The sequence below is a fragment of the Paenibacillus typhae genome (genome assembly GCF_900099765.1).
In the GTDB taxonomy this organism is placed as follows: Bacteria; Bacillota; Bacilli; order Paenibacillales; family Paenibacillaceae; genus Paenibacillus_AQ; species Paenibacillus_AQ typhae.
In genome coordinates this window covers 164364-189785 of sequence record NZ_FNDX01000003.1, presented here as the reverse complement: position 1 = coordinate 189785, position 25422 = coordinate 164364, and the positions used below count along the sequence as shown (strand labels likewise).

The window sequence follows — 25422 nt, the reverse complement described above, 5'->3', positions numbered from 1 at the left end:
GCACAAAATACCGGTTATCTGAACTGAACACCCGGCTCATTTCGTATTATAACATACCTGTCTACTGTAAACTGCCTGTGGACTAGGGAATTTGCTACAGAACCAGCGGAGATTTTGACAATTTGTCCACCACCGGCGAACATTTCACCAAAAAAATGACTTAAACGCTGCAAATGTGTCCGCAGATATGATAACATAAGCATAGAGCAAACATCGGAATACGTTGATATGACATTTCTCATAATGTCTACTTAGCTTATTGTGAACTACAACTGCAGCAATTAAACCGAAAGAGGTGCCCCTTTGAAAATATCTACAAAAGGACGTTACGGATTAACTATTATGATGGAGCTTGCCCTGAAATTCGGCGAGGGTCCAACCTCCCTGAAAAGCATTGCCGAAAAAAACGGATTGTCCGAGCATTATCTGGAGCAGCTGATTGCCCCGCTGCGCAATGCCGGACTCGTAAAGAGCATCCGCGGAGCTTACGGCGGATATATTCTGTCCCGTGATTCTTCTACCATTACTGCCGGCGATATCATCCGTGTACTGGAAGGCCCGATCTCGCCGGTTGATTTCACCGAAGAGGACGACCCGGCCAAGCGCGATCTCTGGCTGCGCATCCGCGACAGCATCGCCGATGTGCTGGACTCCACTACCTTGTCCGATCTGATTAATTATAAAGAAGAGAGTAAAGCCGATAACTACATGTTTTACATCTAGGAACCGGCCTTTGGAAGGAACCCGTAGCTCTTTGCATTGACGTTTCTCCACCAAAACATTAGAATAAGATACGATAATAAGGGCGATGGAGTTCGCCATTAACTGCCGAAAGGCTAATGACTCCTACCAGTGAGCGTGTTCCTGGTAGGAGTCTATTTTTTATGTACAACTTCATATGTGAAGGGAAGAACGACGATGGCACCGTGGAGACAAAAAGGAACTGATATTATTGAAAAATGGTGGTTTGCCGCAGCTTGGGGCACCCTGCTGAAATGGATTGTGCTCGGCAGCGGAGTGGGGGTGCTTGCCGGCACTGCATCCGCTTTTTTTCTGAAAAGCCTGGACTACGTGACCGGGGTCAGGGTGGCCAATTCGTGGCTGCTGTTTCTGCTTCCGCTGGGAGGGGCACTGGTCAGCTATCTTTATTCCAGGTATGGGGGCAGCAGTTCAAAAGGGAATAATCTGATTCTGGAACAGATTCAGACAGACAGTGAAGCCGTACCGCTCAGAATGGCGCCTCTGGTATTATTCGGAACATTGATTACCCATCTGTTCGGCGGATCGGCAGGCCGTGAGGGAACGGCCGTACAAATGGGGGGAAGCCTGGCGGAGTGGTTTGGACGGATGCTAAGAGTAAAGCCCGTTGACCGGAGAATTCTGCTTATATGCGGGATCAGCGGGGGATTCGGCTCCATTTTTGGAACGCCTTTGGCCGGAACCGTGTTCGGACTGGAGGTGCTTGCCATCGGGCTGATCAGCCATGAAGCGCTTATTCCCGCTTTTATAGCCAGCTTTGTCGGCAACCTTACTGCAGCTTCCTTCTGGGGCATTACCCATGTGCATTATCCGATAGGGGAGATTCCTGCACTCACTATGCCTGTGCTGCTCAAGGTTGTGCTGGCTTCGGTGCTGTTCGGGCTGACCAGTACACTGTTTAGTGAGCTGACTCATGCTCTGAAACGCGGGTATACCCGTCTGTTCCGTAATCCGGTGCTTAAAACCGCCGTGGGCGGTGTAGTGGTCATCATTCTTGTATATGTACTGGGAACGAGGGATTACCTTGGACTTGGGCTGCCTCTGATAGAGTCTTCCTTTACCGGAGAGGTCGCACCATTTGCCTTTCTGGGTAAGCTGGTGTTCACTTCGCTTACGCTTGGAGCCGGCTTTCAGGGCGGGGAGGTTACTCCTTTGTTTGCCATTGGCGCTACTTTAGGGCATGCCTTAGCAGAAATGCTGCATCTATACGCTCCTTTCCTGGCCGGACTCGGCTTTATTGCCGTGTTCTGCGGTGCCGCCAATACGCCGGTCGCCTGTTTCTTGATGGGGATAGAATTATTCGGTGGAGAAGGGGCGGTGTACTTCTTTATCGCCTGTCTGGTAAGCTATTTATTTTCCGGACACAGCGGGATTTATACCTCACAGCAGATCGGCATCCCCAAGAGTCGGTTCAGAGCTTTTCCGCAGGGAACGACACTGGGCACGGCGAGGCAGCCCACAAAGAAAAAAGACGGCGCACATTAAGCAGAGCCTCAGCATTATTTCATCAGAGTTAAGCTAGTTTTGCCTGATAGAGTTTACGTTCTTCTTACCTGGGCCTGACACTCAGTGAACAAACCGGTGGTAAAGTTAGCCTATCCCCAAAAGTATGTAATGTTTGTTCATGTCCCTCTTGAAACCCTGCCGGTTGCCGGCGGGGTCTTTTTTTAAATATCAGAAAGTATAAACTTGCAGATCTATACAGGTCTGATATTTCCCGCAGAAACGGTTGCCGCCTTTTTAAGAACGGCGAAGCCGTTTCTACTTGGGTCCGCTGAAGGTTGGGAGATACCGGATTTCGGATGGAGAAAGATGATGGTGGGGGAGCGGGAGGATTGCAGGGATGGATGCGGATTATAATCTTTTGTAGCGCTTAACGGTCCAGAACGGCAGGGTTAATAAGCCCTTGTCTGTTTTGAACTCAAAGGAGTCTGCCGAATAGCCTTTTTCACCTGTGCCTCTATACGTTTCACCGCTGATCAGATGGATCTCGAGCAGAGCACCCTCAGCGATCGCTTGTTGAAGTTTTGAAGTTTGCAAAATATGGTCTCCTCTTACTGTGTGCTGTTTAAAATACTATGTGCTTTATTAAACCAACGGCCTGCAGTTTACACGCAAAATATGATATTTGACAAAGTTGTAATATTTCTCTACGGAGAGAATTTGCAGGCATCAGTACTGGCGTATGACCCGGAAGTCATACCTCCTTCTTATGTAGTGTAGGGCATAATGCGAAAAAAGGGAAACTCTCCAGAAGAGCACCATTAAAATTTAAAGGTTTCAGGCTTCCTTAATAAGCTCCGGATAGTCATTTCGTACATTGCCTACAGCTGCTGATACCGGATAAGCGCGCATCTGTGAGCTATCATAAGGCTGGAGCAGCCGGAGCAGAGACGGGATATCCTCGTTGCTGCGGTCGAGCCACTGTGTCTCGGCTTCAGGGGTAAGGATCACGGGCATCCGGTTATGAATGTCTGCCATCAGGCTGTTGGGTTCTGTGGTAATGATTGTGCAAGTGCTCAGCCTGTTTCCTTCCTCATCAACCCGGATATCATACAATCCGGCCAGTGAAAATATCCGGCGTTCCGGCAGCACGATCCGCATAGGGCGCTTACCGTCCGGACCCTGCTTCCATTCATAAAAGCCGTCTGCAGGAATGATACAGCGCCGCGAACGGATGAGCCCCTTAAAGGAGGCCTTCTCAAGCAGCGTTTCAGCGCGGGCATTGATCCTTGTGCTGCCGCCTTTGTCATCCCTGGACCAGGAGGGGACCAGGCCCCAGCGCAGCTCACCCAGCCGGTTGCGGGTCCCGTCATGGATGACTGCCGGAATCTGCTGCACCGGAGCGGCATTATACTTGGGGGTGTAGTTGACCAGCGGTGTACCCTCTATAAAATACCTCAGCATTAATTCGTCCAGGCTTACAGTAATCGTATATCTTCCGCACATGCTCAAAGCACCTCCTGTATTTACGACGAAACTATTTGTTATTATAATTCATGCTGCGGACATACGTGAAGTTAAGGGAGGGAATACGTCCTATGATTCTGGTAAGCTCCTGCCCGTACAGTCTTTTACATCATAAAATGGACGAAACAGCGCAATTCTATTCAGCAGAGAGGGACTGCAGATGCAATAGCATGAAGCATGGCTGACCGCTGCTGTATATGTTACAACATTGTGTTCTTTGGCGGGTGGTAAAAGACCGCATTCAGCAGTATAATCGAGAAGCCTTAGGAAATCCTGAATTTTAATCTCAAGAAGCGGAGAAACAAATATGAAATCCATCTATTTGGACCATGCCGCCTCAACCCCGGTTCATCCGGAGGTGGCCAAGGTCATATACCATATGCTGACTGAAGAATACGGCAACGCGTCCAGCGTGCATCATTCCGGACGGTCCGCCAAAAGAATTGTTAACGGCGCGCGCGATACGATCGCGGGCTTTTTGGGCTGTGCGCCGGATGAATGGGTATTTACCAGCGGCGGCACAGAAAGCGACAACCTGGCGCTGCTGGGTGCTGCTGCCGCCACTGTGCACAAAGGTAAACATATCATTACTACTGCGATTGAACATCATGCTGTCCTGCATACCTGCGAGGAACTGGAGCGGCAGGGCTATTCCATCACCTATCTCCCGTCAGATCCCACAGGAAGGGTGTCTGTTTCTGATGTTGAGGCAGCCCTGAGGGATGACACGGTACTAATTAGTGTGATGTTTGCCAATAATGAGGTTGGAACGGTTCAGCCGATTGAGGAAATCGGCAGGCTGGCAGCTGAACGGGGAGTCCTGTTCCACGTTGATGCTGTACAAGCCCTTGGTATGGTACCGATTACGCTGCGCGAGCTGCCGGTGGATTATATGAGCTTTAGCGCACATAAAATCAACGGGCCGCAGGGCATCGGCGGACTCTATGTCCGGCGTGGTGCTCCTCTGCATCCAAGGCAGCACGGCGGGCTGCAGGAACGGGGCAGACGTGCCGGAACAGAGAGCCTGGCAGGTGCAGCCGGCTTTGCCAAGGCGGTAGAACTGGCAGCCAAGGGGCTGGAGCAGCGGCGGGAACATGCCCTGGAGCTGCGTGGCACACTGCTGACAGAGCTTGAAAAGCGTGTGGGACAAGGCGGATATGCCGTCAACGGCAACCCGCAGCATTTTTTGCCGGGCATTCTGAACGTCAGCTTCCCCGGAGCGGACACAGATGTGATGCTGATGAATCTTGATATGGAACGGATCGCCGCCGCCAGCGGCTCGGCCTGCACGTCCGGATCACTGGAAATCTCACATGTGCTGCAGGCTATGAAGCTTCCGTCAGAACTTTTGCGCTCAGCGATTCGATTTAGCACTGGTTTGGGTAATACTAAGGAAGAAATGGAGTACGTTGCCCAAAAAGTTGAAACCATTCTGAAACGGCTGCGTAAATAGGGCTAGGGTCTGCTTTAGCTCTACGCTGTTTTGGTACATAAAAGGAGGCCTTGGCAGTGAAACTTCAGGATTTGATTGGCCTCACTGTATATGAAGTTGAAGAGGGGAACGAGGTTGGCAAGCTTGTCGATTGTGTTCTCGATTCAAAATGGAATATTACGGGTATTGAACTGGAAAGCAAAACTTTTTTTTCCAGTCATGTGAAAGTTGTGGCATGGGAAGATATTGTCGCATATGGCGAAGATGCTATCATGATTCGCAATAAAGAGTCGATTGTTAAGGCCGACACTGACCATATACCATATACTTTTCTTTTGGGAAAGAACAAACTGAAGGATCTTCAGGTGCTGACTACATCAGGGAGTAACCTGGGACGAATATCGGATGTTTATTTTGACCAAAAGTTGGGAAACACAATAGTAGCGCTGGAAATCAGTGACGGGCTTGTAACGGATTTGATAGAAGGCCGCAAATGGCTGCCTTGTTCTGAAGAGATGTCCATCGGGGAGAATGCCGTACTGGTTCCCGCGATGAGCGAAGAACGGCTACAGAAAGCCATTAATATTGTTAACGGATAGGTGGAATGTATTATATGAAGTGTCCAAACTGCAACTCCAAGGATATCGGCAAGATCGGTTCACACCAGTTCTATTGCTGGGGCTGTTTTATTGAATTAACGGTCAATGGTGAAAAAATGTCGGTTTATCAGGTTGAAGAAGACGGCACGCTCAGCTCGCTTGACGATCTGTTCTCAGGCGAAGAAATTGCTCAGGATTTCCCGCAAATCCACGCATCCTCTTGATCATTTAGCTGCATAACGTACGTTTTGGAATAGTTGAATAGATTTACCGGACCCTATTTCCGTATGGCTTTTTACAGCCATACGGAAATAGGGTCTTTTTGTTTTTTTAAAGTTGAAACTTTGTTATCCCCGTTAAGGAATTGGTATGTTCGATGCCGGATGAGGACTCTATACTGAAATCGACCGGAGGGTATGCCGGGATTTTGCAAAATTCTACATATGGGAGGAATTTTAAATGTACCGCAAAGTACTAAACAGGGTATTGGTTGCTGTTATGCTGCTGTCAGGCGTTCAGCTTCCGGGAAATACGGGCCTGGCAAACGCGGCCGTTCCGGAATCGCCTGTATCAGAAGCAGCCCAAATGCCGACTTTCACTGATATGAACCAGCATTGGGCAGCGTCAGCAGCGGAGAGACTGGCAGCTGCAGGGATTCTGCAGGGGGAAGCAACCGGCAGATTTGAACCGGACCGCGCAGTCTCCCGGGCCGAGCTGGCAGTCATTCTCAGCCGGGTATTCCGTTACACTGCACCAGGCATTGTCAATTTCAATGATGTAAGCGCTTCTTCCTGGTATGCCAGCGATGTAAGCAAGGTAAATGAAGCTGGTGTTATCAAAGGCTACGGGAACGGGCAGTTTCAGCCGGGTGCAGCAGTCCGGCGTGAGGATGCAATGACCATGCTGGCCCGTGCTTTCCGGCTGGAAAGTACTTCTCAAGATGCGCTGAATGCGCAGGCAGACGGGGCAGCTGTCAGCGGCTATGCACGGGAAGCTGTAAGTGCAATGCTTGTCTCCGGCTACGTACAAGGCGATCTGGCCGGAAAGCTGAAGCCTGAGTCTCTCATGACACGGGGCGAACTGACCGTTCTGCTGAGCCGGATGATCGGATGGATCAGTCCGGCGCGGGGGGATTATCCACTGGGTACTGTGTCTGGCAATGTTATTGTGAACCGGCCGGATGTGCACATCCAGGGTGGAGCTGTTAACGGAAATCTCTATGTGACCGCCGGAACAGGAGAAGGGGAAGCTTCATTCACCGGGATGAAAGTGAAGGGCAACACTTTTATTTCCGGAGGCGGTGAACATTCGGTGGTCTTCCGTCAATCCGCCCTGAACCGGACGGTAGTTGACAAGCCCCAAACAGCGGTACGGCTCCGGCTGGAAGACGGAAGCACGGCTGCCAGGATCGAATTGGCCAAGCAGAGTCGGGTAGAGATTGATGCCGGGTCACGGGCCGAGGTTCTCATCGTTGATGCCGGAGCTGCCGGTTCAACCATTATAAATCTGGGACAAATTGGCTTGCTGGAGATAAGCGCCGGCAAGGTGCTTATGAACGGGACGGAGCTGAAATCCGGAGAGACGCTGCGGAACCTGAGCGGGGGTGGAGCCTCTGCACAGGCCAGTGCTCCGGCAACCCAAGCAGCGGACGGAGCTGGAGCGGCACCAATACCAACGCCAACGCCTGCAGCTTCACCCGGCCCGACACCGGCGGCTTCGTCTACCCCTGCCCCATCTGCGACAGCGACATCTGCGCCGTCTACGGATGAGGAGCAGTGGGAAATGGTCTGGAATGACGAGTTCGAAGGAAAGCAGATTGACGAGGCTAAGTGGAATATCCAGGATACAGGTACTGTATATAACAATGAACTGGAATATTATCATCCGGATAACGTTTCGCTCGAAACCGAGAGCGGCAATAGCGTACTGGCACTCGAAGCCCGGAAGGAAGCTTACGGCGGGAAAGAGTATACTTCCGGCAAGCTGACCTCAAAGATGAAGGGGGACTGGACTTACGGTAAATTTACCGTGCGCGCTAAGCTGCCGATTCAGCAGGGGATGTGGCCGGCGATCTGGATGATGCCGACGGACGAAGAGAAGCAATACGGTCCTTGGCCGGGAAGCGGCGAGATGGACATTATGGAGCTGACAGGGCCGGTGGCCGGAGATACGGAAAAAGCGGATCTGTATCCGAGAACTGTACATGGTTCTCTTCATTACGACATTCCGCATATCTCCCAATCCAAGACCTATGTTTTGCCGGAAGGTACAACATTTGCTGACGATTATCATGACTTTACACTTGAATGGCTCCCGGGTCTGATCCGCTATTATGTGGACGGCAACCTGTATTTTGAAACGAGCGACTGGGGGACCAAGGCAGAAGGCCAACCGGATTACTATACGTATCCAGCACCGTTTGACCGTCCGTTCTACATGATTCTCAATCTGGCAGTCGGCGGCGATTGGCCGGGCGACCCGGCCGCTGACTTCCGTTCGGATACGATGTATGTCGATTATGTACGGGTCTATAAGTATAAAAATCTGGATCAATGGCCTGATGTAACAGGCCAGCGGCCGGAAAAATCTGAAGGTGCGGCTCCGCAGCGTCCTGCGCTTGCTGACGGCAACCAGATTTACAACGGAGATTTCAAGGGCGGTGCAGCCCAGGGTCTGCCGGAATTTTGGCAGCTTATTACGAATGCCGGGGGGGCCGGAACAACCGCCGTCATTGATGACAAGGATAAGGGTAAGGCTGTAAAGGTCTCCTTGAATGAGGCCGGAACCCAGAATTATTCCGTTCAGCTCACCCAAATGCCGCTTATTCTGGAGAAGGGAAAAGCCTATAAGGTAACCTTCGACGCCAAAGCGGATGCGGTCCGCCCGGTGATGAGTAAGCTGACTGAATTCGGCGGGGGATGGACAGCGTACTCCAAGGAGAGGAACTTCCAGCTTACCCCGGATTGGCAGTCATTCGAATACAGCTTTAATATGATGCAGGCCACTGACAACAATGTCCGGTTTGAGTTCAATCTCGGTCTGAATGATACAACGGCCTATTTTGCCAACGTCCGGGTTGCCGAGACAGAGCCTCTGCCTGTAGTCCGCACTCCGCTTACAGACGGAAACCTCGTGTACAATGGAGGGTTTGAGCTGGGGAAAGACAGGCTGGGCTATTGGAGCTTTACGGTTAAGCCGGAATCGGAAGCTGCGGCTGAAGCCAAGGTGACCAGCACACTGGAGCTGCCGCTTATGAAACGGATTTTCCAGGCGGTGGTCCAGCACCCGGGAGAATCGGCGGATGATGTGACACTCACTCAGGCAGGTCTGCCACTGTCTGCAGGCGGAGTCTATCAGCTGAGCTTTGATGCCAGGTCTGATCAGTCTGACACCCTTGGCATAAAGCTTGAGGCTGGCGGGGGAGACAGCACCTACCCTGACGGATCAACATTCGCGCTGACGCCGGAATGGAAGCACTATACAGCAGAAATATCACTATCCGGTTCAGCTGCCTCTGAAGGTACACTATCGTTTCTTCTAGGCAAGTCCATCGGTCAGCCGGAGATTGATAATGTGCGTCTGGTCCGTATGGCTGACCCGCCTGTATTGAACGGCTATCTGCATCTCCGGGGAGACCAGTATTCCGGCGCATCGGGAATCCTTTTGCTGCCAAGCGGTGAGGGCGGCAAGGATGTCACCAGTATGGACAAAGGCGATTACGCAGAATACAAAGTGATGCTTCCTCAGGGGGCAAGCATTGTTCCGGTAGCCCGCGTTTCCAGTGTACAGGCGGATTCCGAACTTGAACTGACCGTACTGGATGCGGCCAAGCGCAGTGTGGTGACGGCAGACGTCTACAAGACTGCAGTCGGGGATACAGGCGGACTTCAAAGCTACCGCGCAGTCATCGGGGCACCGCTGGATTTGCCTGCCGGAACCTATTATTTCCGTCTCGGCGGCAGCGGCTACAATCTGGCCTGGCTGGATCTTTCCCGTGAGATGGTGGTGAATGGCGGCTTCAAGGACGATTCGACCGAAGGCTGGACACTGTTCAAGAAAGACTGGGTAGATAATGATCCTGTGAAGAATACGGCAATGACTGCCGGGAATGGCGTACTTCAGGTGGCGCTTGGCGGCAGCGGCGACGAGGAATGGAATGTACAGGTCAAACAAGGCGCAATTCCGGTGGAAAAGGGCAAAAAGTACCTGCTCCGCTTCGATGCGGAAGCTTCAATGGCAAGGCTGATCCGGGTACTGGTCCAGCATGACGGCTCTTCGGACAATAATTGGACGGCGTATGCGAATGAGACAGCCAGTCTGACTGAGGCTGGCGGACACTTCGAATATTATTTCACCGCTCCGGAAAGCGATGCCGCCGCCGTGCTTCAATTCAGTCTTGGCAAGATAACAGAGCTCCTTGGTGCACATACTGTCTCGCTGAGCAATATTTCCCTCCTTCAGGTAAATCCGGTGATCGCCGGAGAAGCATATGGCGAAAATCTGATCCCGAATGGAGATTTCTCAGCTCCGATCCAGGGCTGGAGCTCCTATTCCTCCGACAGCGGAGAGTTATCGATTGACAATGTCAACGGGGCGCTGCGGATGCAGGTCGGCTCTACAGGAGCGAACAGCTGGGACCGGCAGGTGTATTACGAGGGTGTGGCCTACAACGAAGGGAATCATTATACCCTCACTTTTAAAGCAAAGTCGGATGCATCGCGCAAAATGAACATCAGTATCGGCTGGCTGGATGTGGCGAACAACTACACCTGGCACGGGTATGCAAGTAAAATCGTTGATCTTGGTACGGACTATACGGAGTACACCCTTGAATTTGACGTTACAGGAGACAGCACATCCATCGGCCGGATTTCATTCGAATTGGGGAATATTGCGGACGGGGGCACGGGTCATCTTGCGGTAGAGGTTGATGATATTGTGCTGACGAACAACGGATACGCAGCTGCACCCTGAGCAAGCTTAATAATTTGTTATACAGGCTTGGGATTTGGTATTTAGAGCGGCCAGAAACGCTCTTATAATCAGAGTATGGGGGGGGCGGGCAGCCGTTCTCCCTGATCTTCAAATGACAATGGGGGAGATTTATTGTGAAAAAGACAGCAGTATCCATCAGTGCACTGCTTATGGCATTTTCATTGGCCGTCAGCGGTTGCGGAGGCAATAACAATTCTTCAAATTCTTCTAACAACGGAGGAGAGCAGAAAGGTTCCAATGCGACTACGGCAACTGCCGCCCCGAGTACAAAACCGGTTACCTTGAATGCCTGGGTAATGCCGAACAGTCCCAAGCCGGATGCCGACTTCCTGCAGACCCTTGATCCTTATCTGAAAGAGCATCCGAATGTCACTGTAAAAGTAACCGTCCTGGACTGGGGCTCCGCCTGGACCAAGATTACAACCGCGGCTACAAGCGGTGAAGGCCCCGATATTCTTCAGCTTGGATCGACCTGGGTGCCGGCAATTGCCAGCATGGGCGGCATTGACAAGGTGACCGACAAGGTGGCCGATGTTGGCGGTGCCGAAGCCTTCCTGCCGGCCATCTGGAATACAACCTCCATCGCAGGTGACAGCGAGGTATACGGCATACCTTGGTTTGTTGATGCGCGGGCCATCTACTACCGGACCGATGTGTTTAAGCAGGCCGGGGTAAATACGGAAACTGCGTTCAAGGATTGGGACTCCTTCAAGAGTGCGCTGGAAGCAGTGAACGGACAAACGGTTGACGGCAAGAAGATCGCTGCACTTGGACTTCCGGGCAAAAACGACTGGAACGTTGTGCATAATATTTTCCCTTGGATCTGGGCAGCAGGCGGCGACGTTCTGTCTGAGGACAACAAGAATGTAGTCTTCAATGAAGAGAAGGGTCTGGAAGGTGTTATGTTCTATACAGGGCTTGCGAATGAAGGTCTTGTCGAAAAGTCCTCACTTGAAAAGAACTCTTCACAGATTGAGAGTGATTTCGGCGACGGCAAGTCAGCGGTCATTATCTCCGGACCATGGCTCGCCAAAAACTTTGCCACACCAAAAGCTAACGGCGGTATGGATGACAAGAAGGCGGCCAAGAACTTTGCGGTAGCTCCGCTTCCTGCCGGTCCCGGCGGACAGGCTACCTTTGTCGGCGGCAGCGAGCTGACCGTGTTCAGCGGCTCCAAGAACAAGGAAGCCACCTGGGAGGTTATTAAATACCTGACCTCGGATGAGGCGCAGAAAGCCTATGCTCAGGTATCCGGGCAGCTTCCTGCCAAGTTGTCTCTTCTGGAATCACCGGATCTTGATGCCAATATGAAAGCATTCTCGGAAGCAACCAAATACGGAAGAACATATCCGGCCATTCCGCAATGGGGACCAACAGAAACAGCACTGCAGAAGCACTTTGCCAACGTTTGGGATATTGTGGCCGGCGTAAAGGGCAAATACAGCAAAGAGAGCATCAAGGAGGAGCTGGACTCCGCGGCGTCTGAAGTCAAAGCCATTATTAATCAATAACGACTTGAATTTTGAGAGGCCGCCGCGCTATTAGGGCACGGCGGTTTCTTTCATTAACAAAGCGAGGGATAAGAGATGGGACTCCATACTGAAAATAAACTTCCGGCAAATGCCCCTTCCGGCAAGCGCGGGCTGTGGCGAAAGCGGGTCAAAGATAATAAGTTCGCCTACATGCTGATGGTGCCGACCATCATCTTCATGATGCTGGTGCATTTGCTCCCGATGCTGCAGGGAATCTGGATGTCATTTTTGAAGCTGAATCAATTTACGCTGGTGAAATATTTGAAAGCCCCGTTTGTTGGGATGGACAACTATATCGGCCTGCTGTTTAACTCCGATAATCCGGTCCGTCAGGGGCTGAATTTTGCAATTCGCAACACGGCCATCTATGCGGTTATTGTAACTATTGGTGTAATGATTATGGGCCTGATGATGGCCATGCTGCTGAACCGGGATTTTCCCGGCCGCGGCATTGCCCGTACCGCTATGCTGCTGCCCTGGGTCATCCCGTCTTATGTTGTCGGTGTGCTCTGGGGCTTCATGTGGCAGCAAAACGGCATTATCAACTATTTTCTGGTTGATGTGCTGCACCTCTTCAACGACAAGCCATTCTGGCTGCTTGGGCCCAATACCATCTGGGCGATTATTATTCCGACGATCTGGCGCGGCTGGCCGTTCCTGATGGTCATTTTCCTGGCCGGACTGCAGACCATTCCTGAGGATATCTATGAGGCGGCTACAATTGACGGTGCCAATAAGCTCCGCCAGTTCTGGAATATCACGCTGCCTATGCTCAAGCCGGTTATTGCGGTACAGCTCTTGTTCCAGATCATTAACAATGTCTACTCCTACAATATCGTTTCCACCATGTTCGGTAACGGTGCCGGATATCCGGGAGAATGGGGAGACCTTCTGATGACCGCCTTAACCCGCCAATCCTTCGGCTATTGGGCGTTTGGTTCCGGCTCGGCCGCTTCAATGATGCTGATGTTCGTAATGCTGATGGTCGTCGGTGTATGGTACCGCGTCTTTAGATCGGAGTTGAATGCCCAATGAGTACACATAGAAAACGTTCTGTCTCTTCATTTCTGCTGACTTCACTGACCTGGATGATTGTCATCGTGACGATCTTCCCGATTATTTGGATGATCTTTACCTCATTGCACTCCAACGACCAGATTCTGAACGGCATCACAAGCTTCAGTCTGACGAAGCCGCAGTGGGTCAATTACATCAACATGTGGGACACCGTTAATTTCGCCATCTATTTCCGGAACAGCCTGCTGATCTGCGGTGCAACAACCCTGCTGGCCGGCACCTTTGCCGTTCTGGCCGGATATGCGCTGGCCCGGTTTGATTTTCCGGGATCGAAGGCGTTCAGTATGAGTATCATATCCACGCAGCTTATTCCGGGTATTATGTTCCTGTTCCCGATTTACCTGATGTTCCTGTGGATTAAGAATACGTTCGGCTTACCGATGATCAACACGTACTGGGGAATGATTCTTGTCTATACGGCGTTTTATACTCCGATCAGTATCTGGATCATGCGCGGGTTCTTTGTCTCTATCCCAAGAGATCTGGAGGAGTCGGCGGCCATTGACGGCTGCTCCAAATTTCAGGCTTTTTACAAAATCATTCTGCCGCTGTCCGTACCCGGCATCATTGCGACCGGCATCTTTATCTTCCTTACGGCGTGGGATGAGCTTTTGTTCGCCTGGGTGCTTACCACCAGTTCGGATGTACAGACGATTCCGGTCGGTATCCGCTTGTTTGTCGGACAGTACAATACCCGCTATGATCTGCTGATGGCGGCTTCGACTGTCGTAACGGTACCCGTTATGGTGGTATTCTTCATGACGCAGAAGTACTTTATCAGCGGTATGACCGCGGGCGCCGTCAAGGGCTGATCCGCCAGTTATGCCAGGAAGGGTGAAATTGATGTTGCTAAATTGGAATACTGCAAGAGAAACCAAGGCCTCGGCCGAGGATATTCTGAGACAAGTGTTTGCCGGCCGGATCGGTACCGTAGAGAACGTCAGCGCACTTTTTACCGATTCTGAACGCCGGGGGGCTGTAGGGATAGCAGGCTTGCCGTTTAGGCTGCCTGCCATCCAGGAGCTGCTCAAGCTTCCGGCCATAGCTGCATTGCTACCGGCTGAAGCCGGCGCGTCCGCTCTGTTCGCCATGAACAGTCAAGGAACCAAGCTGTCTTTATATATCCGGGATGCGGGGAATGAGGAGCAGACCATAAACATCCCGGAGGCTGCTGAATCGGAGGCGCTGGTGCTGCTGCAAGCTGCGCCAGGCTGGGCAGGGGAGCTAAATGCCGAGGGAGAGCATGTAATCGACCTGCGTTCACCGGTGCCGGGACCGCACTTTGCGGTTAATCTGCTCTTGGGCAACCGCCTAAGCTTCCCTCATCCGCTGCAGACCACTCCCAAGAGCGTTGTTGACCGCTTCGGGGGCGGCAGCTTCCGCTCACACGCCGCAACCCAGGTACTGGCGACACGCTGGGATATGCGCCAGGAGGAGAACGGGTTCCCGGCTAACCGGCAATTTTATTTGTTCGAGGAAGGGAAGCAGATCTTTTATTCTGCTGACCCCGGAGACGAACGCATTGAATCGGCGGTCTGCCGGCATTCGCAGAATGCAACGGTTATTACTTACCGGACCCGCTGCGGTCTGGAAATTACCCGTACGATCTTTATTCTTCCCCACTCCGAGGGTATGCCTCTGGCAACAGAAGCACAGCGGATTGAGCTTGTAAACCTCGGAGAAGCTGAACGCCGCCTGCGGATTGTCTATACCGGAATGTTTGGCTCCGCTGCTCCAGGAGCACTGTTTGAGGATGTGCTGTACAGCAATATCATTATGCAGGGCGGCGTGCTCCAGGATTCCGCCGGAGCGGTGGCGGCTGTCAGCCCCGATTATTATCCGGAAGGCGGCAGGCATGACCTGCGCTTTCACACCATGATCATTCACGGGAATGACGGGGCTGTGCTGCCGCGCGAATACTGCCTCAGCTACAATGAATTTGTCGGTACGGGCTCTCTGCACCGTCCGGCTGGTGCACTCAGGCTAAGCAGCATTCTGCAGCGCAAGGGACCCGGCTTCTTCGCTGTAGCTGGTGAGGTTTCTATTCCGGCAGGAGGTACCTCAGCTGTCGACCAGTTGACCGGACTTGTCTCCGACAAGAGCGGTGCGCCCTGGAACGATACAGTGCTTGCTGACGAGGTAGGGGCGCTGATTAACCGGTTCTCTGCCCGCAGTGCGGCAGAAATGGCGCTGGCCGAATCGGCAGGCTTCGTGCGTGAGTACGGCAAGTTCCTGCAGGTAGCTTCCGGTGATGAAAATTTCGATGTATTCGTCAACCGCAATCTGCCTTTTCAGGTGCTCTACCAGTCCTTTGTCTCACGCTCCTTTTGCCAGACACAAAAAGGTTATAGGGAAATAGGCTTCCGTGAGATCCAGGATTTGTACGCCTCGATGTACTATTTTACCAGTATGGGAAGAAGCGGTCTGGTGAAGAGTCTCCTGAAGGAATGGACCAGCATGGTATTCGGGCTGGGCTATGCCTATCACAATTTCTTCTGGAACGGCAAGGAGCCCGGTAAATGGTCCGATGATGCCTTATGGCTTGTTCAGGCGGTCTACCGTTACGTAATGCTGACAGGCGATCTCGAATTCCTGGACGAAACCTGCCCGGTGGCGGGACAAGACTCCAGCCGGCCGGTTTTCGAGACTTTGAAGGCGATTATTGTCTACTCAGGCCGGATTTCGGTGGGCCGTCATGGGCTTCCGCTGCTGGACTACGCCGACTGGAATGACTGTCTGAAGCTGGATGATACGTATCTGAACGGCCCGGCCAAGGAAGAGCGTTACCGTAAGCAGCTGCAGGCAGGCGGAGTATTTGGCGATCCACTGGACAGTGATTATTCCGAGAGTGTCATGAATGCTTTTCTGCTCAAGGTGGCTGTAGATGAGCTGTCTGTCCTGGCTGTCCGGAAGGGAGAAACGGATTATGCTGCAGAGCTTGACCGTTTCGGGGAAGAGCTGCGGGGACGTATTCAAGAGCATGCCTGGAAGGGCGATTTTTTCGCGCGCGTGCTGTTCAACCGCTATGCAGACGGCGAATATACCTACTTGGGTGCCGGCGGGGACGGCCTCTCAGCCGATCCGGCCACTGACGGCTCTTATTTCCTGAACTCCTTCACCTGGAGCATCCTGTCCGGCTGTGCGGATGAAGCGCAGATCACTGTAATGCTGAACACAATGAAGTCACACCTTATGACCCCTTACGGCTTGAAGCTGGTTTCACCTGTTGCACTGGGGCGGGTATCCTCCCATACAGCATCTGACGAGTATTTTCCGGGAGACCGTGAGAACGGGGGCGTATTCAAGCATGCCTGCATGATGGCTGCTGCAGCAATGTTCAAGGGAGCCAAGGAGGTGGCTGATGCAGAACTTGCCGCTGAACTGGGACGCCTCGGATATTGGCTGCTGGACCGGATCCTGCCGTTCAAGACGATGGATGATCCGTTTGCAGTCTGCGGAAATCCAAGATTCTGCACGCAATACAACAACAGCGAGACCGGTGAGAACATTGGCCCGATGCTTAGCGGCACCTCGACCTGGCTCACCCTCTCGCTGATGGAGGCGCTCGGTATAGAGTACATGTCCCAGGGAATCGCACTCAATCCGATTCTGCGGGAGGAGCAGACAGAATTGACTTACACCTTGAAGCTTGGAGGCTCTTCGTACCGGATTCGGATCAGCAAACCTGAGGGCTTCAGCCGGATGCAGGACAGCACTGCCCGTCTGACGCTCGATGGCCGTATGCTTGAGGCAGGGCTTGTGCCGGCTGCTGACGACGGTCTTGACCATGAGGTAGAGCTGCGATTTGAAGGCTAGGTCCGTTACAATGCCCGATCACGGTATTCCTGAGGGGTCATTCCGGTATATTCTTTAAACAGCTTGATGAAATAATGGGCATTGGAATAACCAAGCTCAGCGGAAACCTCATATATTTTGAGCGGCGTATGAATCAGCAGATACGCCGCTTTTTCCATCTTGGCCTGACCGATATAGTCGCTGATTCGCTTGCCTGTCTCCAGCTTGTACATTTTGGACAGATAGACCGGGTGCATCTGTACATGATCGGCAATGGCCTGGAGTGAGACATAGTGCAGATTGCTGTTGATATATTCATGGACGCTTTGGATCAGCACAGTACGGCTGTCCCGGCGCTCTGATTCAAAATGCTCTCTCAGGAGGAGAATGACGTGGAGCGCCCATTCCCGCAGCTTGTCCGGTGTCTGGAAGGGGGGCTGCTCCAGCAGCGGATTGCCTACAATCTCGCTCAGCATTTTATTGTTCTTGTGGGCAAAATAGTAGAATGCCGTTTCCAGATGCAGGCGGGCTTCGTGGATATGCTCCAGTGAGCGGTCCGGATTGCGGCCCAGCTCTGTTGTAATGGCATTCAGCTTGTCTTCAATCCCCTGCCAATTATTTGCCTCAAACATATGTGAGAGCAGCGGGGGCTCATAGAGCGGCTGGAGAATCTCAACTGACTGGGCAACGCTTGTGTCAGTGGCATCCAGATAAATGCCGGTTTCGCTGCCGATATGCTGGCGGATGGCAGAAATAGCGGACTGGTAGAGAGAATAGACCTGATCCGGGAACCCTCCCCAGCCAGTAGTGACAACGGACAGACCGCCTCCAATCAGCGTGCTGACATGATTCTGCAGCTGGTAAGCGCTCTGGGCTACCTCATCGCCCGGATTGCTGCCGGATTCGATGTCTTCCCTTGGCTGAAGCAGAAATACAAGATAATCATGGACATCCTTGCAGGACCAGATGCGGAAACGGTCTTGAAACAGCTCCTGCGCAATATTAATGATCGCATATTCAAACAGCAGCATGCTGCGCATGTCCTGGCGCCGGAAAAACTCCTCGGGTCTGACAACCGCAAGGCATACCGGCTGGCTGGTGGAGAGCGGCAGATCGAACTGTGCCAGCCGCTCCTGCAGCTGCGGCCCGGAAAGCTTACGGCCCTGCAGCAGATCGCCGAGCAGGCGGTCGCGGAGCAGCGGAAGGTGCTCGCGGAATGTCTGCATCGTCCGCTGGTAGGAGGACCATGCCTCCCATTCGCCGCGCAGCTCATTCTGGAGCTTGGTGATGACGGCAACCAGCTGGTCATTGGCAATCGGCTTCAGCAGATAAGCGCTGGCCTGCTCCTCTATCGCTTTGCGGGCGTATTCGAATTCGGCATAGCCGGTCAGCATAACGACCCGGATATGCTTCCAGCGGCTGCGGATCGAAGCAATCAGTTCAATGCCTGAGATTTCCGGCATATTAATATCCGTTACGACAATGTCAATCGGATAACGCTGAAGCAGGTCAAGAGCCTCGTACCCGGAGTAGGCTTTGTGAACCAGCCCGAAACCCATCTCTGTCCAGGGAAGGGAGATGGACAGATCATCGACAACATACGGCTCGTCATCAACCAGTAGAATTTGGTGCATTGTGTTCCTCTTTCTTCTCCATACAGAGAGTGATTATTAGTCCTCCTTCAGGGGAGGAGGAGATCAGAAGGCCGGAGGAATTGCCGTAGTGATATTTAAGGCGCTGCTGGATGTTCCAGAGGCCGCATCCTCCTTCGTCACGTGTCTGTCCGGACAATCTGGCCTGCAATGAGGCAATGGCCTCACTGGTCATACCGGCTCCGTTGTCCTCTACAGTGACCATAACTGCGGAAGACGTTTGGCTGGCCGTGATCCGGATGAAGCCCTGTCCGATCTTTTTCTCAATTCCGTGAATAATGCTGTTCTCAACCAAGGGCTGAATCAGCAGCCGGGGGATCTGCATGCCCAGCAATTCACCGGCGATATCCATCGTATAACCGATCCGCTGTTTCCTTAGATTCTGAATCTCCAGGTAATTCTCCAACAGCTTCAGCTCATCCTCAAGCGTTGTGAGAGAATGGTCGACTCTGGTGATATAACGGTAATATTCTCCAAGATTAAGAGCCATGGCTTCTACTGAAGCTGTATCCCCGATAACGGCCTTGCTCTTGATAAAGAACAGGCAATTATAGAGAAAATGCGGATTGATCTGTGATTGAAGCTGCTTCAGGTGGGCATCTTTGGCCTGGAGCTGCTCCAGATAGACCTGTTCAATCAGAGCTTGTATCTTCTCCGCCATTTCATTGAACTCTTCATTAAGCATCGTGAACTCAGGATTGGTCCTGGCATGAATCCGGGTAGACCAGCGTCCTTCCTTCATTCTGTTGAGCGAACGCAGCAGGAGGCTTACAGGACGCTGCACCTGGCGGTAGAGCTGAAGGGAAAACAGCAGACTCATGACCAAAAGGATGACCGAGCCTGTCAGAAAAGTAAAACGGCTGCTCTGGATAGGCTGTAAGATCTGTTTTAGAGGCGAATAATGAATGACCTGCCAGGTAACAGCCGAGGACGGGACTGAACTGACGAGGAAGCTGCCTTCCCTGAGGCTGAAAATATCCGAAGTCTCCTGACCTGTCAGAGGCTCCATGGCCGTAATGATCTGCCGGGCCATTTCCCTGTCGGTATGACGGGAGAGAATGACCCCGTAGGCCGGATGATACAGGAAGGTGTCACCTTTGTTTTGCGACTGGTACGTATCGAACATCCGCTCAATATTGGATACGGGAAAATACATGGACATCAGCAGCTCCGCCTGCCGGAGATTGCCTTTATCCTCCACCGGATCCGACAACAGCAGACGGAAGCCGGCCTCATTGCTGCCCTTGTCTTCAGGAATATATTCCCAGCCCGGCTGCAGCGGCTTCTCCAGAATGGAGGAATCGAATGAGAGTGAGGAATCCGATCCCAGTGTCTCACCGGTGTGGGGCTTGTACAGGACGATCCGGTTCTCCCACGTGCTGGAGCTGGTCTGCAGGGAAAGCTTCTCCAAGACGGTCATAACGGTCTGGGCGGGATCAATGAGGTGGCCCAGCTGCTGAATCTGCTCATAGTCACGGATAGTCGGATCTCTTTGAAGGGCATACATGCTGCCTGCCAGCTGGTTGATATTGTTGTCCATCTGCTGAGTCAGAAACTCCAGATGATTCAAATCGGTTGTTTTGATCTGGTCTGTAATGACTCCGATATCCTTGCGGTAGGATAAGCCGTAGAATAAGAGTGTTACTAAAATGAGAGAGAACAGAATCGCAACCATTTTGACAAATAGATTCGCTCGCCTGACCATACAATCATCCTTTTCCGAGACTTTGCTGTAATCAAAAGAATTGTATCACACACGGTGTTTAACAGGTTGTGTTACAATCTGTTCGACCCGCACGTAATTTTCGAGAAGCAGGTGTTTTCATGAAAATGAATGTATTACTGCTGGCGGCACTGCTGGCATTGTCGGGCTGTTCCTTTACCGGCTCCTCAAGGCAGAGCGTCCCTCCGGTTTCCCCGGATGGCCAAGCGCCTAAATTCGACCTCAAGCTAGGCAAATATGATCCTCCAGTAGACCTCTATACAGTAGGCTCCGTTAATCCCAATCTGATTTTTAAAAAAGGGGAGAGCCTGGAGCATAACGTGCATACCATCTGGGCTGAGAACCGTCTGGGCATCCGCATCCGCTATTTGTGGACCATCTCAGGTACTTCTGAGACCTATGCCAATAAGCTGAGGCTTGAACTGGCAAAGGGAAATATGCCTGATGTGGTAACAACAAGGGATGCCGACATTATTCAGGAGCTGATCGATTCCGGGCAATTCATGGAGGTAGGCAGCTTATTTGAACGGTATGCCTCCGATACCTGGAAGAAGGCTGTAGCCGAGGACAGTTCGGTGTGGAATGCCTTTATGCGCAACGGCTCCAAGTATGCAATTCCCATTATGGATTATGAATATAATTCCGATCCGCTGCTCTGGATCCGGCAGGATTGGCTGGACAAGCTTCATATGGCAGCCCCGCGCACACTGGAGGAACTGGAAAAGGTCATGGATGCCTTTGTTAACCGCGATCCTGATGGTAACGGGGCAAAGGATACTTACGGTTTATCTGTGGCTTTCCGTAACGGCCCCAACACCTGGATGGGGGACAGCAGCTGGATTTTCGGTGCATTCGGTACAGTTCCGGAGCAATGGAACCGCATGAGCGACGGAACATTGCAATATGGCTCTGTACAGCCCGGCGCCCAGCAAGCAGTCTCACTGATGAAGCACTGGGTGCAGCAAGGATATTTATCCGGCGACAGTGCCTGGCTTGATGAAGAAGGCGCTGCCAATTTGTTCGTCTCCGGCAAGGCAGGAATAATAGCCGGACCTTACTGGATGCGCGGCTGGCCGCTGTCCTCCCTGACCGATGCAGACCCGGAGGCAAGAATAAGGGCGGTTGCCATCCCTTCAGGCCCGGGCGGAACCGTAATGCGAAGAGGCACCCTGCCTGTCAATGGCGCTATTCTGATCAACAAGAAAATGAAACACCCCGAGATCTTTTTCACCTATCAGAATTATTTGTTTGATTATTACGCTACCTCAACCGGCGAGTTTGCCAACGGTCTTGCTGAAGGCTATGACTGGACTCTGGTTGACGGTAAGCCGACCATAGATCCCTCCGCCCTGCCGCTGGGGGGCATCCGGGTCGCCTCCTATACGCTGACCTTCGACGGCGCGAGAATTCCTTCTGAGGTCGTTAAGGAAATTCCGGTGGATATCGCCCCTGTGCTGCTGGCCCAGAAGGAGGCCTCCCGCAAAGAACAGTTTACGGGCCCCCCGACCAGGACCATGAAGAGCAGCGGGGAGCTGCTGAAAAAGCTGGAACAAAAAAGCTTTCAAAAAATGATCTTTGCGGACAGCGGCATCGGGGAGTTCGATGAATTCGTTGAAAAATGGCAGGCATACGGAGGTTTGGCCGAAACCTCGGAAATTAATGCCTGGGACCGGAGCAGACCATGAGCCCCGCAGGACAAGAAACCGCCTTGAATAAGGCGGTTTCTTCTTGTCGGAAAAGCACCGGATTGATTATTTGTCCGACGATTTATCCGGAGTATAGCGGAACTGGTCATAGTAAGCATGGAGCGGGGCTTTACCGTCATATGGCTCAAGCCAGGAATCTACACCTGTTCCGTTCCAGAGATTCATCATGATCCGGCCGGGAGTAGAGGGGATATTCTCGGTTGCCGTGTGAACAGGGCGTCCGTCGATATACCAGGTGATCGCATCCTTTTTCCACTCAAAGCCGTACCAGTGAAATTCTTCTGCGGCATCAAAGTCAAGCTCAATGACCTGCTCATGCTCGCCGACACCGTCAGTGAAATAATTGAACTGCACCTGCCGCGTGTTCTTGCCCAGAAATTCAATATCAATTTCATCCCACGGCTCACCCTCCGAGGGGCCGGTATAGGTGAAAAAGGAGGAGACGATTCCGGGATTAACGGCCGGCTTCATCCGGATTTCATACAATCCATAACCGTACTTCTCAAGTGAACGGTACTCCGCTCCATAAAATTCACCGGAAGCAGGGCTTGTGAGTGAAAGAATCATCTGACCGTCTTCGCTGAAGGTTATGTTTTTTTCGCTCCAGGTGCAGTTGAACATGGAGCCGTTGGAGTACCCATCCGTCTTTTTCCAGAAGTCTTCGTTAAACATTGTGAAATCGTCCTCCAAGCTCCCTGCAGCGGATTTGGATGAAGATGAAGTGATGGCTTTAATGCCAACAACTAGCGATGTCAGAGCCACGACTGCTGCCAGCGTTTTCATGTATTTCCTGCGTATCAATGCGGTTCCTCCTGTATTCTTTTCTTGCTACTATCGTACTTAATGACGGGTACAGCCGCCATACCAATGTGTCAATCTGAATAACAATTTCTAAAGATAAGGGGCTCTGTGCCAGAAGCAAAAGACCCCGGCAGATGCTCCGCGGAGCCGCCGGGGTCCTGTTTATGTTAGTTACCGGTATACTTTAACCAATCATAATAGGCGTATAGCGGATTAGCCCCGTTATATGAACCCAGCCAGGAGTCTACACCTGTTCCGTTCCAGAGGTTCATCATGATTTTGCCGGCATGTGACGGGATATTGCTTGTCGCCGTATGCTTCAATACACCGTCCACATACCATTTAATGTACCCCGGCTGCCAGTCGAAAGCATAAGTATGATAGCCTTGGGATGCATCAAAGCCAAGATCTACGATTTTTTCATGTCCTCCCACCCCGTTGGTGTAATAATTGAATTGAACCTTGGTTGTATCTTTACCTAGAAACTCGATATCAATTTCATCCCATGGATTCCCGTCGGAGGGACCGGTATAGGTGAAAAAGGACGAGACAATTCCGCTGTTTTTTGCCGGTTTCATGCTAACCTCATACTTACCGTACCCGTATTTGTATACGGAGCGCAGTTCTGCGCCGTCAAACTTGTTGGTGCTGGGGCTGGTCAGTGCCAGACGAAGCTGTCCGCCGCTTGTAAAGGAGATATTTCCGGCTCGCCAGGTGCAGTTAAACATTCCGCCATTGGAGTAGCCGTCTGCTTTTTGCCAGGTTGCGGAATTAAAGTAGGTCAGGGGCTCATAAAAGACGGTGGCTGCGGAAACGGCCGGTGATCCTGCGAGAATTCCGGTGAGCAGCAGAACGAGACAAGCGACACAACTTTTGAATACCCTTTTCATTAAAAACATTCCTCCTTGGAATGAAAGCGTTTTACAATATGTATTTTAGCTAATGGCCCTTCATCCAGCTATACCAACTTTTGGCCGGGAATAACAAAAAAGCAACCTTTTGCAGCGGGACAAGAGTATTTCGCCGCTCTCCCACACATACTGATATTGCCTGCTTGCTTAGAGTAAACGGATAGGAGGGGTAACATGGAGCAATGGTCTAAAAGTAAATGGTTCCGCTGGATGATCGGAGTGCTGCTGACCCTGATTATTCTATACTTTGTCTGGCTGCTCCGCCCGATGCTGCAGGGGATTTTTATATTCTTAAAAGCCATTCTGGCGCCATTCCTGGCTGCCATGATTATATCTTACGTTCTGAATCCGGTGGTCAGCATGCTGGCCGGCCGGAAGATGCCGCGCAGTGTGGCGGTGCTGCTGATTTATACGGTGTTCCTGACCACGCTTGCCGTGATCGCCATCAACCTGATTCCGATGTTTATTGAGCAGCTTGAGGAGCTGAATGAGCATCTGCCGGAAATGACCCTGCACGCCCAGGGGCTGATGCGCAGCATGAATACCAGACTGATCCCGCCGGGGGTGGAGACAGGGATGAACAACTGGTTTTATCAGCTGGAGAACCGGCTGGCCGGTGGCATCTCCCATTTTCTCGATAATATCGGATCTACGATCGGGGTTCTGTTCAATGCGTTTATCGTGCCGTTTCTGGTGTTCTATATCCTGAAGGATTTCGATGTATTTGAACGGACTGTGGTATCCTGCCTTCCCCGCTCCCGCCGCAGATCGATTGTCAAGCTATTAAAGGACATTGATGATGCGCTGGGCAATTACATCCGCGGACAGTTTCTGGTCTGCCTCATTATCGGCGTGCTCGCTTATATCGGCTACGTGATTGTGGGGATGCCTTATGCTTTGCTGTTTGCCTGCGTGGTGGCTGTATTTAACATTGTCCCCTATATGGGCCCGTTTCTCGGGGCTGCCCCGGCGATCGTGATGGCCACGACAATCTCTATGCGGCTGGTGCTGCTGGTGGCGGTTGTAAATACGCTGTGCCAGATGCTGGAGAGCAATGTCATCTCTCCCCAGGTTGTAGGACGGAGGCTGCATCTGCATCCGCTGCTGATTATTTTTGCCCTGCTGGTCGGCGGCGAAGTTGCCGGAATGATCGGTTTAATTCTCGCAGTGCCGGTCTTTGCCGCCGGAAAAGTCGTGATTCAGCACCTGTTTACCTACTATATCCGGCGCAAGCCGGTTTAGGGCGGCAAAAACGTTGACTATCGGCAAATAATTTGTATATAATATTGTGTAATATTACGATTGCTTCACAAAATAGTTGTCGATGATGAGGAGTATTAGTTCGCTGGACGTTAGCTCAGAGAGCCGGTGTACAGGTGCAAGCCGGTTAACGGAGCGGATGAACTCACCTCGGAGTAATGGCGCAAGCTGCGGGTTCTGTAATTTTCCGATTGCAGGCCAGTGTGTGAA

18 protein-coding genes and 1 riboswitch are annotated in these 25422 nt (G+C 52.0%); of the genes, 12 read left to right on the top strand and 6 right to left on the bottom strand.

Annotated elements, in window-relative coordinates:
* The first annotated feature begins 303 nt into the window (after positions 1-303).
* Positions 304-723: a cysteine metabolism transcriptional regulator CymR gene (cymR, locus tag BLR64_RS04170; protein WP_068728759.1), complete on the top strand. Its 420-nt coding sequence runs from the start codon at positions 304-306 to the stop codon at positions 721-723.
* Between the two features lie 72 nt (positions 724-795).
* Positions 796-856, top strand: a riboswitch (Fluoride riboswitch).
* A 62-nt stretch (positions 857-918) separates the two neighbouring features.
* The gene (locus tag BLR64_RS04165) at positions 919-2244 is read left to right on the top strand and encodes a voltage-gated chloride channel family protein (protein ID WP_090712462.1); all 1326 of its coding nucleotides are present in this window, start codon (positions 919-921) and stop codon (positions 2242-2244) included.
* A gap of 369 nt (positions 2245-2613) precedes the next feature.
* Here BLR64_RS04165 and BLR64_RS04160 read toward each other — a convergent pair whose 3' ends face one another.
* Both BLR64_RS04160 and BLR64_RS04155 read right to left on the bottom strand, forming a co-directional pair.
* Positions 2614-2799, bottom strand: a complete 186-nt coding sequence (locus BLR64_RS04160) for a hypothetical protein (RefSeq protein WP_090712460.1) — start codon at positions 2797-2799, stop codon at positions 2614-2616.
* A 240-nt stretch (positions 2800-3039) separates the two neighbouring features.
* Positions 3040-3708: an SOS response-associated peptidase gene (locus BLR64_RS04155; protein WP_090712458.1), complete on the bottom strand. Its 669-nt coding sequence runs from the start codon at positions 3706-3708 to the stop codon at positions 3040-3042.
* 328 nt (positions 3709-4036) lie between these two features.
* Here BLR64_RS04155 and BLR64_RS04150 point away from each other — a divergent pair, with 328 nt between their 5' ends.
* From BLR64_RS04150 to BLR64_RS04115, 8 genes are all read left to right on the top strand, one after another.
* A complete protein-coding gene (locus BLR64_RS04150) occupies positions 4037-5182 on the top strand; it encodes a cysteine desulfurase family protein (RefSeq protein WP_090712456.1) in 1146 nt (381 codons plus the stop codon).
* A gap of 56 nt (positions 5183-5238) precedes the next feature.
* Positions 5239-5760, top strand: a complete 522-nt coding sequence (locus tag BLR64_RS04145; protein ID WP_090712454.1) for a PRC-barrel domain-containing protein — start codon at positions 5239-5241, stop codon at positions 5758-5760.
* A gap of 14 nt (positions 5761-5774) precedes the next feature.
* Positions 5775-5984 (top strand): hypothetical protein, encoded by a 210-nt coding sequence (locus BLR64_RS04140; protein ID WP_042179559.1) that lies wholly within the window; start codon positions 5775-5777, stop codon positions 5982-5984.
* A gap of 235 nt (positions 5985-6219) precedes the next feature.
* A complete protein-coding gene (locus tag BLR64_RS04135; protein ID WP_090712452.1) occupies positions 6220-10734 on the top strand; it encodes a carbohydrate binding domain-containing protein in 4515 nt (1504 codons plus the stop codon).
* A 134-nt stretch (positions 10735-10868) separates the two neighbouring features.
* Positions 10869-12266: a sugar ABC transporter substrate-binding protein gene (locus BLR64_RS04130; protein WP_244157607.1), complete on the top strand. Its 1398-nt coding sequence runs from the start codon at positions 10869-10871 to the stop codon at positions 12264-12266.
* Positions 12267-12341: 75 nt separating this feature from the next.
* On the top strand, positions 12342-13322 hold the full coding sequence (locus BLR64_RS04125) for a carbohydrate ABC transporter permease (RefSeq protein ID WP_090712450.1): 981 nt from the start codon (positions 12342-12344) through the stop codon (positions 13320-13322).
* Positions 13319-14176: a carbohydrate ABC transporter permease gene (locus BLR64_RS04120; protein ID WP_090712448.1), complete on the top strand. Its 858-nt coding sequence runs from the start codon at positions 13319-13321 to the stop codon at positions 14174-14176. The genes BLR64_RS04125 and BLR64_RS04120 overlap by 4 nt, the downstream gene beginning before the upstream one ends.
* Positions 14177-14207: 31 nt before the next feature.
* Positions 14208-17180 (top strand): GH36-type glycosyl hydrolase domain-containing protein, encoded by a 2973-nt coding sequence (locus BLR64_RS04115; protein ID WP_090712446.1) that lies wholly within the window; start codon positions 14208-14210, stop codon positions 17178-17180.
* Positions 17181-17185: 5 nt separating this feature from the next.
* On the opposite strand, the gene BLR64_RS04110 is transcribed toward BLR64_RS04115, so the two are convergent.
* The gene (locus tag BLR64_RS04110) at positions 17186-18793 is read right to left on the bottom strand and encodes a response regulator (RefSeq protein WP_090712445.1); all 1608 of its coding nucleotides are present in this window, start codon (positions 18791-18793) and stop codon (positions 17186-17188) included.
* Positions 18771-20516 carry a sensor histidine kinase gene (locus BLR64_RS04105; RefSeq protein WP_090712443.1) on the bottom strand — a complete coding sequence of 582 codons (1746 nt, stop codon included), beginning with the start codon at positions 20514-20516 and terminating at the stop codon, positions 18771-18773. Before BLR64_RS04105 ends, BLR64_RS04110 begins: the two co-directional genes overlap by 23 nt.
* A gap of 119 nt (positions 20517-20635) precedes the next feature.
* On the opposite strand from BLR64_RS04105, the gene BLR64_RS04100 reads away from it, so the two are divergent.
* Positions 20636-22219, top strand: coding sequence for an extracellular solute-binding protein (locus BLR64_RS04100; RefSeq protein ID WP_090712442.1), 1584 nt, complete (start codon positions 20636-20638; stop codon positions 22217-22219).
* A 66-nt stretch (positions 22220-22285) separates the two neighbouring features.
* On the opposite strand, the gene bglS (BLR64_RS04095) is transcribed toward BLR64_RS04100, so the two are convergent.
* Positions 22286-23023 carry a beta-glucanase gene (gene bglS, locus BLR64_RS04095; protein ID WP_090712671.1) on the bottom strand — a complete coding sequence of 246 codons (738 nt, stop codon included), beginning with the start codon at positions 23021-23023 and terminating at the stop codon, positions 22286-22288.
* 185 nt (positions 23024-23208) lie between these two features.
* Entirely contained in the window at positions 23209-23931 is a 723-nt protein-coding gene (bglS, locus tag BLR64_RS04090; protein ID WP_090712439.1) for a beta-glucanase, read from the bottom strand.
* 195 nt (positions 23932-24126) lie between these two features.
* Between bglS (BLR64_RS04090) and BLR64_RS04085 the strand changes: the two genes are divergently transcribed.
* Positions 24127-25194 carry an AI-2E family transporter gene (locus BLR64_RS04085; RefSeq protein ID WP_090712437.1) on the top strand — a complete coding sequence of 356 codons (1068 nt, stop codon included), beginning with the start codon at positions 24127-24129 and terminating at the stop codon, positions 25192-25194.
* The last annotated feature ends 228 nt before the right edge of the window (positions 25195-25422 follow it).